The organism is Brevundimonas lenta (assembly GCF_014196335.1).
Taxonomy (GTDB): Bacteria; Pseudomonadota; Alphaproteobacteria; order Caulobacterales; family Caulobacteraceae; genus Brevundimonas; species Brevundimonas lenta.
In genome coordinates this window covers 300,159-312,553 of the sequence record NZ_JACIDM010000003.1, presented here as the reverse complement: position 1 = coordinate 312,553, position 12,395 = coordinate 300,159, and the positions used below count along the sequence as shown (strand labels likewise).

6 protein-coding genes and 1 riboswitch are annotated in these 12,395 nt (G+C 69.0%); of the genes, 2 read left to right on the top strand and 4 right to left on the bottom strand.

Annotation, left to right across the window (positions count from 1 at the left end):
* Window positions 1–22: 22 nt before the first annotated feature.
* Window positions 23–145: riboswitch (SAM riboswitch) on the bottom strand.
* 49 nt (window positions 146–194) lie between these two features.
* Genes GGR12_RS14745 through GGR12_RS14735 form a run of 3 tightly spaced genes read right to left on the bottom strand, consistent with a single transcriptional unit; the run spans window position 195 to window position 6,080 of the window.
* Window positions 195–1,634, bottom strand: coding sequence for a TolC family protein (locus tag GGR12_RS14745; protein ID WP_183205256.1), 1,440 nt, complete (start codon window positions 1,632–1,634; stop codon window positions 195–197).
* Window positions 1,634–4,882: an efflux RND transporter permease subunit gene (locus GGR12_RS14740; RefSeq protein ID WP_183205254.1), complete on the bottom strand. Its 3,249-nt coding sequence runs from the start codon at window positions 4,880–4,882 to the stop codon at window positions 1,634–1,636. The genes GGR12_RS14745 and GGR12_RS14740 overlap by 1 nt, the downstream gene beginning before the upstream one ends.
* Before the next feature lie 7 nt (window positions 4,883–4,889).
* Complete coding sequence (locus GGR12_RS14735; RefSeq protein WP_183205252.1) at window positions 4,890–6,080, bottom strand: efflux RND transporter periplasmic adaptor subunit; 1,191 nt, start codon at window positions 6,078–6,080, stop codon at window positions 4,890–4,892.
* 168 nt (window positions 6,081–6,248) lie between these two features.
* On the opposite strand from GGR12_RS14735, the gene GGR12_RS14730 reads away from it, so the two are divergent.
* A complete protein-coding gene (locus GGR12_RS14730; protein WP_246328945.1) occupies window positions 6,249–6,818 on the top strand; it encodes a TetR/AcrR family transcriptional regulator in 570 nt (189 codons plus the stop codon).
* A gap of 129 nt (window positions 6,819–6,947) precedes the next feature.
* Window positions 6,948–11,870 (top strand): Ig-like domain-containing protein, encoded by a 4,923-nt coding sequence (locus GGR12_RS14725; RefSeq protein ID WP_183205248.1) that lies wholly within the window; start codon window positions 6,948–6,950, stop codon window positions 11,868–11,870.
* A gap of 7 nt (window positions 11,871–11,877) precedes the next feature.
* Here the strand turns inward: GGR12_RS14725 and GGR12_RS14720 are convergent, their stop codons facing one another.
* The gene (locus tag GGR12_RS14720) at window positions 11,878–12,312 is read right to left on the bottom strand and encodes a PaaI family thioesterase (protein ID WP_183205246.1); all 435 of its coding nucleotides are present in this window, start codon (window positions 12,310–12,312) and stop codon (window positions 11,878–11,880) included.
* Window positions 12,313–12,395 lie beyond the last annotated feature (83 nt).

Here is a 12,395-nt window from a genome sequence, read left to right as displayed (position 1 = left end):
CCGCATGCGGAGCCGATTCCTTCACTCATCTCTCGCGGCTTCCGAAGACGCCCCGCAGGAGTTGGCACCATCTCCAGGATCGGGTGGATCCTGGAAGGTTGCCCCGGCGTCAAAGGGCCTATCCCTCAGCCGGTCTTGATGAGTGCCCTTACGGTGCAGAAGGCGACCGGCGGCGTCAACCCCCGCCGGAAAAATCAGGCCGGAGAGGCGCCCCAGCCCCCCGCCAGCGCCTTGAACAGGGCGATCTGGTAGGTGGTCACGAGGGCCTCGGAATTGGCCAGCTGACCCTCGGCCTGGGCCAGGGTTCGCTCGGCGTCGATGACCGACAGGAAGCTGTCGGCGCCGGCGTCGAAACGCAGGCGGGACAGGCGCGCGGCGGCGCCGGCCTGGTCACGGGCCTCCAGCAGGGCGGTGCGCCGATCCAGCTCGTTGGCGTAGTTCGCCAGCGCCGTTTCGGTCTCCTGCAGGGCCACCAGAACCGCCTGGTCGAAATTGGCCAGGGCGATGTCCGAGCCGGCGCTGGCCTGCTCGATCCGGGCCCGTGCGGCGAACACGTTCGGGAACGACCAGCTGATCAACGGACCGATGCCGAAGCGAAGCGCGGACTCCGATCCGATGTCGCCGCCGTCCAGCGAGGTCGAGCCGACCGAGGCGCCCAGGATGACGCGCGGATACAGGTCGGCGGTGGCGACATTGACCCGCGCCGCGGCGGCCGCGAGATCGCGCTCCGCCCGACGCACGTCCGGACGACGCGCCAGCATGGCGGCGCCGTCGCCGACCGGGATCGGCTGCTTGAGTTGCGGCGGACGCTGGCAGGCGCGCGCCGCTTCGCTGGCCTCGGCCGGGGTGCGGCCGGTCAGGGTCGACAGGCGGAACAGGGCCGCTTCGCGCTGGGCCCGCAGGGGCGCCATCGCCCCCTGGGTGCTGGCCAGGGTCGATCGCGCGCGGGCGACGTCGAGGCCGTTGCCCTGGCCCGCGTCGAGCAGGCGCTGGGTCAGTTCGACGGTGTCGGTCTGCAGCTGGATGTTGCGTTCGGCCACTGCGATCGAGGCGTTGGCGGAGCAGGCATCGGCATAGGCGCGGGCGGTCTCGGCGGCGACCGAAACGCGCACGACGTCCAGTGCGGCCGCGGCCGCGTCGGCGTCCGCCGTCGCCGCCCGGATGCTGGATCCGACGCGGCCGAACAGGTCGATCTCGTAGGAGACGTCCAGGCCGACGTCGAAGGTTTCGGTCTCGTCCAGCGCCTCGCCGATCACCGCCCCGGGGACGGTGGCGGCGGACGGTCGGCCGTAGTTGTAGGACGCGGTCGTGTTGGTCGCCGGCAGTCGCTGGGTGCGGGTCTCGCCCAGAACCGCACGGACGCGACGCAGGTTGGCTGCGGCGGCCTCCAGCTCGTTGTTGTTGGTCAGCGCCTCGCCGACGAGACCGTCGAGGACGGGATCGTCGTACAGACGCCACCAGTCGTCCCGCGCCGCTTCCGCGGAAACGGCGGGGGTGGCGGCGCCTATGAAGGCGCCTGACGCGGAGGGGGGAAGGGTCGCGTCAGGCGCCTTCGGCCCGACCGCGCACGACGCCAGGAGGAGGGCGGCGCCGGCGGTTGCGGTCAGGAACCGGAGAGGGGGTCGGGTCGTCATCAGGAATCTCCCAGCCGCGGGGCGGCGGGTTCTGGTTGGTCGTGAGGCGGCAGTCCCTGGGTGGTCGGGATGGTCGCCTGCTTCTCGGGCGGCTTCGGCATCTTCGACGCCAGCCAGCGGCAGACGACGTAGAAGACCGGCGTGAAGATCAGGCCGAACAGGGTCACCCCCAGCATGCCCGAAAACACGGCTGTCCCCAGCGACTGGCGCATTTCGGCGCCCGGGCCGGTCGCCAGCATCAGCGGCACGACGCCGAAGATGAAGGCGAAGGAGGTCATCAGGATCGGGCGCAGACGGGTCTTGGCGGCGCGGACCGCGGCGTCGAAGCGGTTCAGCCCCTCGTCCTCGGCCTGTTTGGCGAACTCGACGATCAGGATGGCGTTCTTGGCCGCCAGCGCGATCAGCACCACCAGGCCGATCTGGACCAGGATGTTGTTGTCCAGACCGCGGATGTTGACCCCGATCATGGCCGCGAGAATGCACATCGGCACGATCAGCACGACCGCCAGCGGCAGGGTGAATGCCTCGTACTGGGCGGCCAGCACCAGGAAGACGAACACCACGGCCAGGGCGAAGACCACGGTGGCGCCCCCGGCCGACTGCTTCTCCTGCAGGGCCAGGCCGGTCCACTCGTACGAGAAGCCCGGCGGAAGGGTGGCCTGGGCCAGTTCTTCCATCTTCGCGATCGCCTGACCGGACGAGACGTTGGCCGCGGCCTGTCCCTGCAGCTCGGAGGCCGGGAACAGGTTGTAGCGAACGACGCGCGACGGGCCGGAGTCCTCGCGCAGCGTGGCCACCGAACCGATCGGCACCATGGCGCCCGAGGCCGAGCGGGTCTTCAGGTTGGCGATGTCGGCGACGTCGTCCCGCGACGTCGGCTCCGCCTGCGCCGTCACCCGGAAGGTGCGGCCCAGGAAGTTGAAGTCATTGACGTAGGACGAGCCCAGATAGACCCCCAGCGTGTTGAACACGTCGGCGGGCTGGACGCCCATCATCAGCGCCTTGTCGCGATCGACGTCGGCGGCGATGCGCGGCGAGCCGGTGTTGTAGGTCGAGAAGACCTGCTGCACCTGGTCCGGCGCCTGGGCCGCGGCGCCCATCATGGCGAAGGTGGCCCCTTCGAGCGCGCGATAACCCGCGCCCGAGGTGTCCTGCACCATCAGCTGGAAGCCGTTGCCGTTGCCCAGACCCTGAACCGCGGGCGGGGCGATGACGAAGATGTTGGCGTCCTCGATGCCCATGGTGGCGCCGGTGATGGCGCCGGCCAGGGCGGCCGCGGCCTGCTCTGCGGACTTGCGCTCCTCGAAGGCGTCGAGGCGCACGAAGATGGTCGCGGAGTTGGAGCCGAACGAGAAGCTGGAGCCGTCCAGGCCGGCGAAGGCGACCATGCCCTCGACGCCCTCGGTCTTCTTGATGATCTCCGACGCGCGGGTCATCACCGCTTCCGTGCGCTCGAGCGAGGCGCCCGGCGGCAGCTGGACGACGCCGATCAGGAAGCCCTGGTCCTGCTCCGGAATGAAGCCGGACGGGGTGTCCATCAGACGCCAGCCGGTCAGGGCCAGCAGGCCGACATAGATGACCAGCACGATGCCGACGGTCCGCACCAGGCGGGCGGTCAGGCGGCCGTACTTGTCGGCCAGCCAGTCGAAGCCGTCGTTGAAACGACGCCCGGCCCAGCCGCCGTAGTAGGTCACCGTGCCCCACAGGCCCGGCTTGCGCGCGTTCTCGTCATGCTCCTTGTGCGGCTTCAGCAGCAGGGCCGCCATGGCCGGGGACAGGGTCAGCGAGACCAGCAGCGAGACCACCGACGCCGTCGTGATGACGATGGCGAACTCGCGATAGAAGATGCCCGGGATGCCCGGCACGAACATGGTCGGCACGAACACCGAGACCAGCACCAGGCCGATCGAGATCAGGGCGCCGGAGACCTCCTGCATGGAGCGATAGGCGGCCTCCTTGGGCGTCAGCCCGGCCCGTATGTATCGCTCGACGTTCTCGACCACGACGATGGCGTCGTCGACGACGATGCCGACGGCGAGCACGAGCGCGAACAGCGACAGCGAGTTGATCGAATAGCCGAGCATCAGCTGCACGGCGAAGGTCGCGACCAGGGCCACCGGGATGGCTACGATCGGGATGATCGCCGCCCGCCAGGTCTGCAGGAAGACGATGACCACCAGGACGACGAGGATGACGGCCTCGAACAGGGTGTGCTGCACCGACTCGACCGAGGCGGCGACGAACTCCGTCGGGTTGTAGGCGATCTGCACCGCCATGCCCTGGGGCAGCTCGGCCTTGAAGGCTTCGACCTCGGCCAGCACGCGCTCGGCGGTGCCCAGGGCGTTGGCGCCGGGCTGCTGGATGATGGCGATGCCGACGCCGCGTTCGCCGTCGAAGAAGCCGTTGATGCCGTAGTCCTGGGCGCCGAGTTCGACGCGCGCAACGTCGCGGACGCGGGTCACGCGGCCTTCGGCGTCGGTGCGGATGACGATGTCGCCGAACTGCTCGGGATCGCTCAGGCGGCCCTGCACCTGCACCGGCAGCTGGAAGGCTGCGGCGCTGGTGGCGAAGGGCGGCTGGCCGATGGCGCCGGCGGCGGCCTGGACGTTCTGCGCACGCAGGGCGGCGACGATGTCCTGGCCGGTCAGGCCGCGCTCGGCGGCCTTGGCGGGGTTGATCCACACCCGCATCGAATAGTTGCCGCCGCCGAAGACCTGGACGTTGCCCACGCCTTCGATGCGCAGCAGCCGGTCGCGGAGCGTCGATTGCGCGTAGTTGCCGACGTAGTCGTTATCCAGCGACTTGTCCGGGGACGTCAGCCCCAGGATCATCAGGAAGCCGCTCTCCTGCTTGTTCACGGTCACGCCGATCTGGCGGACCTGTTCAGGCAGGCGGGGCTCCGCCAGGGCGACGCGGTTCTGGACCAGCACCTGGGCTGCGTCCAGGTCGGTGCCCGGCTGGAAGGTCACGGTCACGCCGACCGTCCCGTCCGAGGTGGACGAGGACGACAGGTACAGCATGCCCTCGACGCCGTTCACTTCCTGCTCGATGGGCGCGGCCACGGTCTCGGCCACGGTCTCGGCGGACGCGCCCGGATAGGCGGTGTTGATGGTGATCGTGGGCGGCGCGATCTCCGGATACTGCGACAGCGGCAGCAGCGGGTAGGCGAACAGGCCGACCAGGGTGATGAACACCGAGATCACGGCCGCGAAGATCGGCCGGTCGATGAAGAAGCGGGAGATGTTCATGGCGGGCTCAATCGCCTGACAGGGCGAAGGTCGCGGTCGAAGCCGGGGCGGCCGTGGTGACCGGGGCCTGCTGCTGCTGCGCGACCGGCTGGATGCGGCCGTTCGTGGCCTTCACCTTCATGCCGGGCTGCTGGATGCGCTGGACGCCGTTGATGATGACGCGGTCGGTCGGACGCAGGCCCGAACGGATGACGCGCAGGCCTTCGGCCAACGGACCCAGCTGGACCGGACGCGGCGCGACGCTGCCGTCGGCGGCGACCACATAGACGATGCGGCGGGCCTGATCGGTGGCGATGGCGGCGTCGGGCACCAGCATCGCCTGATAGGTTCCGGCGCCGGCCAGACGGGCCTGACCGAACATGCCAGGCTTCAGGAAGCCGTCGCCGTTCGGAACGATGGCGCGCAGGCGGATGACGCCCGAGGCCGTGTCGATGGCGTTGTCGGTGAAGTCCAGGGTGCCCGTGCGGGTGAAGGTGCCTTCGTCCTGCAGACGCAGCTCCACAGGGGCGGCGCCCTGACGGATCTGACGCTGGTACTTCAGCAGCAGGGCTTCGGAGGCGTCGAAGACGAAGTGGATCGGGGCGCTGGCGAGGACGGTCGTCAGCACGTCGCCGGCCGACGAGCCGCCGCCGATCAGATTGCCCGGATCGACGCGACGGTCGGACACGCGGCCCGAAATCGGGGCGGTGACGCGGGTGAACTCCAGATCCAGCTGGCGGGCGCGGACAGCGGCGTTGGCGGCCGCGACCGAGGCCTCGCCCTGCTGGACGGCGCCGCGGCGGGTGTCGACCTCGGCCTGGGAGACGGCCTGCGAGGAGAGCAGGGTTTCAGCGCGGCTCAGCTCGGTGCGGGCGAGGTTCAGCTGGGCCTGGGCCTGGGCCAGCTGGGCGCGGGCCGCGGCCAGACCGGCCTGGGCCGGACGCGGGTCCAGGGTGAACAGCAACTGGCCGCGGCGGACATAGTCGCCGTCGCGGAAGTGAACCGCCTGGATGTAGCCGCCGACGCGCGCTCGCACGTCCACCGCCTGGGTCGCCTCGAAGCGGCCCGTGAACTCATCCCAGTCCTGCACGGTGCGCACCAGCGGCGTCGCCACGGTGACGGCCGGAGCGGGCGGGGCCTGGGCCTCGCTCTGCTGGGAACAGCCATAGAGCGCGGCCGCCATTACGACGGACGCGGTCACGATCTTCACCGTGCGCATGAACGCTAGTCTCCGTGAGGGACCAAATCCCTGTCTCTGTTGACCTCGGCGAACGGGGGGAGGCCGCTAGTCAACGCCCGGTGACTTAATGGTGATCCGACCCTCGCTTGTCAACGGGCGATGACAAAGCCATATTGCGTCTGGGGCTATTCCGGAGGCCTGACTCCCTTGTTCTGTCATGTTGCGCCACGGCCCAGAAATGCCGAGGCGACCCGCGCCGCCATTCTGACAGCCGCGCGTGAACGTTTCGCGCGCGAGAGCTACGACGACGTCGGCATGCGCGACATCGCCGGCGATGTCGGCGTCGATGCCGCGCTGGTGTCGCGTTATTTCGGCTCGAAGGAAGACCTGTTCGTTTCGGTGCTGGACAGCTGCGACAACGGCGGCGAGCTGATGGCGGGCGACCGCGGGGATTTCGGCCGCCGCATCGCCCACGAGGTGATTTACGAGGGCAAGAGCGAGAGCAAGCTGAAGGGCCTGCTGATCCTGCTGCGCTCGATCGGCTCGACCAAGGCCATGGAGCTGGTCCAGCGCACCGGCAACGAGCGCTTCTTCAACCCCTTCGCCGCATGGGTCGGGGGGCCGGACGGCGCAGTCCGGGCGCGTCTGGCCGCAGCCTTCATCATGGGCATGACCGTCAGCCGCGAGATCACCGGCGGCTTCGGCCTGTCGCCCCGTGAATGCGAGGAGATGGAGCGCCGCATGGCCGTCATTCTCCAGGATGTGATCGACGCCTGACATTTCCCGGGGAACCCGCCCCAAGCTTCACCGTTAACGCCTGTTAGCCAAGAATTTCGCCGTTGAGGTTGGCGGCGAGGGCGTGCGCGAGTAACCAATCGCGCAGTAGTAGTGTCGGGGAGGAAGCTTATGGACGCCTCAAACGTCGAGCCGGTGGACGCACCCGTGGATCTGACGGATCCCGAAGCCGTCTCGGTCTTCCCGCCCCCGAACGTCTACAGCTGGGACTTCACCTACGGCCTCGGGCCGTGGACGACCTGGCTGCCGCCTGCGGTCGTAACCGAGCCGGGCGGGACGTTCGAGCAGTTCACCCGCCTGCAGGCTCCGGGCGGTCTGGACGCCAACCACATCGACGGCGTCGGCGCCATCTGGCTGGTCGCCCACCTGTCGACGCCCACGGCCGGTTCGCCGGGCGTGCTGAACCTCACCGACGCCGAGTTCGAGATGACCGTGCGCGGCACGGACTTCCTCGCCAACGGCGGCAAGCTGGCCATCTGGCTGTGCCGCTACGTGCCCGAAACGGGCCTGATGGAGAATTTCTACGTCGGTCTGCAGGTCACCAACTGGGCCAACACCGGCGGCGACATGGCGGGTCAGGTCACCGACGACTGGTCGACCATCACCCTGCGCATCAGCAGCGATCCCGCCGACTGGACCTATGCCGGCAACTACGAAACCTTCGAGGGCGACTGGGCCGACCGCTATCAGCCGTTCGACCTCGCCCAGACCCTGTCCCGCGTCGACGCGACCCTTCACCTGGTCGTCCTGAACCCCGACGCCGACAACGCGCCGAGCGGCTTCCTCGACCTCGCCAACATCACCGTCCGCACCCAGACTCCGGCGACGCCCATCGGCGTCAGCGGCCTGAACCCCGAAATCCATTACGGGCTCGAGGACCAGGTCGCGACCGGCACGCTGAACGCCATCGACGGCATCGATCTGAACAACGCGACCTTCAGCCTCGTCGGCGGCTCGGCCCGCAACGGCACGGTCACCATCGATCCGGCGACCGGCGCCTACACCTTCACCCCGCCCGCCAACTATTTCGGCCCGACGGACGCGGTCGGCGCGGCGACCTTCCGCTACACGGTCACCGACGGCGTCACGACCTCGCCGCCGATCACCGTCATCGTCTACATCGGCGGCATCAACGACGCGCCGCTGATCTCGACGCGGCCCGAGAACGTCAACATCACGGCCGATCAGCCGTTCGAGTTCACCCTGTTCAAGGGCACGGACATCGACGGCGACATCCTGAAGTTCGAACTGGTCGACGGCTCGGTCACGGGCGGCACGCTGGTGCTGGATGTGAACAGCGGCCACTACACCTTCACGCCGACCGCGGGCTTCACCGGCGCCGCCTCGTTCCGCTACCGGATGACCGACGGCCACGTCGACACGGCCGAGAAGACCGTCACCCTGACCGTCAACGCCGCCGCATCGACCCCGGCCCTGCCCACCTTCGAGACGGTGGTGAACACCTATCTGCTGGCCGGGGACATGAACAACTGGGTCTATTACACGACCCTGCTCGCCTATAAGGGCGACCCCAACGCCTCCTATCACTACGCCACCTGGCTGAACTCCGGCATCAACGGCGTCACCATGGACAAGGCGCTGGCGCGCCAGTTCCTGGAAGACGCCGCCGGCACGGTTCCGGACGCCCGACTGATCCTGTCGCGTCTCTACACCTCCGGCGAGGGCGGCGCCCGCGACTACGTCCACGCCCGCGAACTGCTGGCGACCCTGCCCAACGACAAGGAAGCCATCTACCGCCTGGCCATCCTCGACCACCTCGGTCTCGGCGCTCCGGTGAACGACGCCAGGGCCGTGCAGGGCTACCTCAAGGCCGCGCTCATGGGCCACGGCGAGGCCGCCTTCGCCCTGGGCCGGCGCTATCTGGACGGCGAGGGCGTCGGCCATTCGGCCGAGGACGCCTATTTCTGGCTGGGCGTGGCGCAGAAGCTGAACCCGCCGCCGCACCATCAGCAATTCGACGACCTGATCACCTTCAACCAGAACGAGGCGGCCCTCGGACTGACCCCGGCCCAGATCATCGCGCTGAACGCCGCGATCGCCGCCTGGGATCCGGGCGAGGCCTCGCCGGTCAATGACGCGCCCCAGACCTCGGGCGCCGACGTGGTTATCGATCAGGTCGCGCCGGGCCGCCCGGTCTCCGGCTCGCTGGCCGACGCGGCTGATCCGGACGGCGACGCCTTCAGCTATGTCGTGGTCAACGGCTCGACGCAGAACGGCACGGTCACGATCAACCCGGCGACCGGCGACTTCACTTTCAACCCGACGCCCGGCTTCACCGGCACGGTTTCGTTCAGCTATGTCGTCAGCGACGGCCGGGCCGCCAGCGCGCCGCGCACGGTCAGCTTCCAGGTCGAGGCCGGCATGGGCGCCGCCGCCGACGACGGCGGCACCAACGAGAACACGCCGCTCTCGGTCAGCGCGGCCGCGGGCCTTCTGGCCAACGACTATTCGCCCCCGGCGGGCGGCTCCTTCTCCGTAAGCGCCATCAACGGCGTGGGGACCAACGTCGGCCAGCCGGTGTCCGGCACCTGGGGCTCGCTCGTCGTTCAGGCCAACGGCTCGTATGTGTTTACGCCCTTCCCCGGCGCCCGCATGCTTCAACAGGGCCAGGTCGTCACCGACACCTTCACCTACACGATCACCAACACGGCCGGCGTCAGCTCCACGGCCTCGTTGACGATCACCATCAACGGTCTGGACGGCATCGTCCTCAGCGGGTCCGGCACCCTCATCGGCAGCGGTTTCGCCGACGAGATCACCGGCGGCGACGGCTATGACGTCCTGATCGGCAACGGCGGCAACGACCGTCTGTCCGGCGGCGCCGGCGCCGCCAACGAACTGTACGGCGGCCTCGGCAACGACACCTACATCCTGACCGTCGGCGACACGATCGTGGAGAACGCGGGCGAGGGCACGGACATCGTCCTGACGACCCTGGCCAACCATACGCTGGCGGCCAATGTCGAGAACCTGACCTACACCGGCACGGGCGCCTTCATCGGCAGCGGCAACGGCCTGGCCAACACCATCACCGGCGGCTTCGGAGCCGACATCCTGATCGGCCTCGGCGGCAACGACCTGCTGCGCGGCGGCGCCGGTGCGGCCAACGAGCTGTACGGCGGGGCGGGCGACGACACCTATCTGATCGCAGCCGCAGGCGACGTCATCGTCGAGGTCGCGGGCGAGGGCGTCGACACGGTCCAGGCTGCGCTCGCCGCTTGGACGCTGGCGCCCAATGTCGAGAACCTGACCTACACCGGCACGGGCGACTTCACCGGCGTCGGCAATGCGGGCGACAACATCATCAACGGCGGCCTGGGCGACGATGTCCTGTCCGGACGCGGCGGCGTCGACCGCCTGTCCGGCGGTCCCGGTTCGGATACGGCCAGCTACGCCGCCGCCGCAGGCGCGGTGGATGTCCGTCTCGGCGCCGCGTCGGTCGCCCGCAACGACGGCGACGGCTCGAACGACATCCTGACGGGCATCGAGAACGTCACCGGCTCGGCCTTCAACGACATCCTGATCGGCGATGCGCTCGGCAATGTGCTGTCGGGCGGACTGGGTCGCGACACCCTGTTGGGCATGGACGGCAACGACACCCTGATCGGCGGCGACGGCGTCGCCAACCAGCTGCAGGGCGGACGCGGCGACGATCGCTACATCATCACGGCGGTGGGCGACTCGATCATCGAGCTGGCGGGCGAGGGCAACGACTCCGTCCAGACCACCCTGACCAGCTTCCGCCTCGCGGCCGAGATCGAGAACCTGACCTACACCGGGACCGGCGACTTCACCGGCATGGGCAGCGCCACCGGCAACGTCATCACCGGCGGCGTCGGTCGTGACCTGCTGCTCGGCTACGGCGGCAATGACGTCCTGTCGGGCGGAACCGGCGCGGCCAACGAACTGTACGGCGGCATCGGCGACGACACCTACATCGTGCAGGTCGCGGGCGACACGATCGTCGAGGTGGCCGGCGAAGGCTTCGACACGGTGCGCACGACCCTGGCCGCCTACACCCTGCGCAACGAGGTCGAGGCTCTGGTCTACACCGGAACCGGCGACTTCACCGGCACGGGCAACGCCGGCGCCAACGTCATCACCGGCGGCGACGGGTCGGACATCCTCATCGGCCGCGGCGGGATCGATCAGCTGATCGGCGGCGCGGGCTCGGACACCGCCAGCTACGCCAACGCCGCCGCGCGGGTCGACGTACGCCTGAACGCGGGCGCCGCGATCAACGACGGCGACGGCGCCACCGACACCCTGAACGGCATCGAGAACCTCGTCGGTTCGGCCTTCGACGACCTGCTGGTCGGCGACAACGGCGCCAATGTGCTGACCGGCGGCCTGGGCCGCGACACCCTGCTGGGCATGGGCGGCAACGACCGCCTGATCGGCGGTTCGGGCGTCGCCAACCAGCTTCAGGGCGGGACCGGCGACGACACCTATGTCCTGACCATCGCCGACACGGTCGTCGAACTGGCCGGGGAGGGTAACGACACCATCGAGACCACGCTGGCCGCCTACACCCTCGGCGCCAATGTCGAGAACCTGCTCTACACCGGGACCGGCAATTTCGCCGGCACGGGCAATGCGCTGGACAACGTCATCCGCGGCGGCCTGGGCAACGACACCTTCAAGGGCGGGGCGGGCAACGACACCCTGTTCGGGGGCGGCGGAACCAACGTCGCCCTGCTGACGGGTCTACAGGCCGAGTATCAGTTCCAGTCGCTCGGCGCCGGGGTCTGGCGGGTCACCGACACGGTCGCCGGTCGCGACGGCGTCGACCTGCTGTACGACATCACCAACGTGCGCTTCGGCAACGGCGCGACGGTCGCCCTCGGTCTGATGGCGCCGCCGGCTACGCTCCTGGACGCCAAGGATGTGGCGCCCCTGGTCCTGCCGGAGGAACCGGCCTGGCTGAGCGGTCTGCACGAGCCGCGTCCGACGCCTACGCTCGATGACATCGGCCTCGACTTCCGGCCGCACTCGTTGGGCGACTGGTTCTAGGGGCGGATCAGCCGCGCTTCTGGAACTTGCGGATCACGCCGGAGAAGGTCATCAGGATCCTCTCTCCGGCGGTGATCTGCCCGCGCACGAAGATCAGGCTCTTGCCGGCGCGGACCACCTCGCCGGTGGCCTCGACCAGCTCGCCCACATAGGCGCCGTCGATGAAGGTCGAATCCAGCGACACGGTCACGCCCGAGGCGCCCTCCATCTCCTGGTAGGCGGTCTGGAACAGCGAGATGTCGGCGAAGGTCATCAGGCAGCCGCCGTGCATCCGGTCGCCGGCGTTCATATGCTTCTGCTCGGCGCGGAAGGCGCAGCGCATGCGGCCGTCGGGGTCGGGGCGGAAATAGAACGGGCCCACCACCTGGTCGAAGGTGCCGTGCAGGTCGTACATCTGCCAGCCCGCGAATTCGCCCTCGGTAACCGTCACCTTCGCGACCATCGAAATACTCCGCCTTCTTCGGGACCTATATACGTGCTTGACCCAAGCGCGGTTTAGGCTATGGTGGCTCTAACAGGAGCCGC

Excerpts from the sequence above, each read along its gene's own strand:
- GGR12_RS14745 (WP_183205256.1), bottom strand. The coding sequence starts at position 1,634 with ATGACGACCCGACCCCCTCTCCGGTTCCTGACCGCAACCGCCGGCGCC.
- GGR12_RS14740 (WP_183205254.1), bottom strand. The coding sequence starts at position 4,882 with ATGAACATCTCCCGCTTCTTCATCGACCGGCCGATCTTCGCGGCCGTG.
- GGR12_RS14735 (WP_183205252.1), bottom strand. The coding sequence starts at position 6,080 with ATGCGCACGGTGAAGATCGTGACCGCGTCCGTCGTAATGGCGGCCGCG.
- GGR12_RS14725 (WP_183205248.1), top strand. The coding sequence starts at position 6,948 with ATGGACGCCTCAAACGTCGAGCCGGTGGACGCACCCGTGGATCTGACG.
- GGR12_RS14720 (WP_183205246.1), bottom strand. The coding sequence starts at position 12,312 with ATGGTCGCGAAGGTGACGGTTACCGAGGGCGAATTCGCGGGCTGGCAG.